Origin of the sequence: Janthinobacterium sp. UMAB-56, from assembly GCF_900095265.1 — a bacterium.
Classification (GTDB): domain Bacteria; phylum Pseudomonadota; class Gammaproteobacteria; order Burkholderiales; family Burkholderiaceae_D; genus Janthinobacterium.
On the sequence record NZ_LT607653.1, the window covers coordinates 565,771 to 566,953 of the forward strand.

At 62.8% G+C, this 1,183-nt stretch carries 1 protein-coding gene; it reads left to right on the forward strand.

The window, feature by feature from the left end; translation table 11 throughout:
* Positions 1-1,183, forward strand: a 1,183-nt coding sequence (locus tag K0F85_RS08530; RefSeq protein WP_257572612.1) for a PfkB family carbohydrate kinase, incomplete at both ends; no start/stop codon positions are given.

The window sequence follows — 1,183 nt, forward strand, 5'->3', positions numbered from 1 at the left end:
TTTTTCCACGTCCCCCATGCACGCCGTCAGCACGCAGGCCTTGAAACTGGCGCGTGCCAACAATGTGCGTACCGTGCTCGACATCGATTATCGGCCCGTGCTGTGGGGCTTGTCGGGCAAGGCGGACGGCGAAACGCGCTTTGTCTCGAACGATAGCGTGACGCGCCACTTGCAGGCGATCTTGCCGCAGTTTGACTTGATCGTCGGCACGGAAGAGGAATTCATGATCGCCGGCGGCGGCGCTGACATCATGGCCAGCTTGCGCGCCGTGCGCAAGGTGAGCGAGGCAGCGCTGGTGGTCAAGCGTGGTCCCCTGGGCTGCGCCGTCATCGAGGCGGCCATTCCTGCCGATCTGGACGACGCTTTCATTTATCAGGGCGTGCGCGTGGAAGTGTTGAATGTGCTGGGCGCGGGCGACGCCTTTCTCTCGGGATTCCTGAAGGGCTGGCTGCGCGGCGAGGATTATGCAGCGTGCTGCCGCTACGCAAATGGCTGCGGCGCCCTGGTCGTGTCGCGCCACGGCTGCGCGCCTGCCATGCCGTCGCCCGTGGAACTCGCTTATTTCCTGGCCAATGCGGCCAAGCTGACACAGCCTGACCAGGACGCCACCTTGTCGCGCTTGCACCGCACGACGGTCGCGCGCAAGGAGTGGGATGAGCTATGCGTATTCGCCTTCGACCATCGCACGCAATTCTTTGAGCTGGCACAGCAGGGCGGCGCCGACGAGGCGAAGATTGCACGCCTCAAGCAATTGTTCGTGCAAGCCGTGGGCCAGACGGAGGCGGCGCGCGGTTTGCAGGGCGGCACGGGCGTGCTGATCGATGACCGCTATGGCGTCGATGCGCTCAACGACGCGACCGGACGGGGTTGGTGGATAGGGCGTCCCGTCGAGATGCCGGGCTCGAATCCATTGCAATTCGACTGGGGCCGATCGCTCGCTTCGCGGCTCACGCAGTGGCCCAAGGAACATGTGATCAAGTGCCTGGTACAGCTGCACCCGGACGATACGCCGGAAAACCGCTTGGAACAGGAAGCGCAGATCAAGGGTTTGTACGACGCGGCGCAGATCACGGGGCATGAATTGCTGCTGGAAATTATTCCTGCCAAGTCCTTGCCGCAGTATGACGATACTGTCTTGCGCGCCGTCAAGCGCCTGTACAACCTCGGCATTTATCCGGAATGG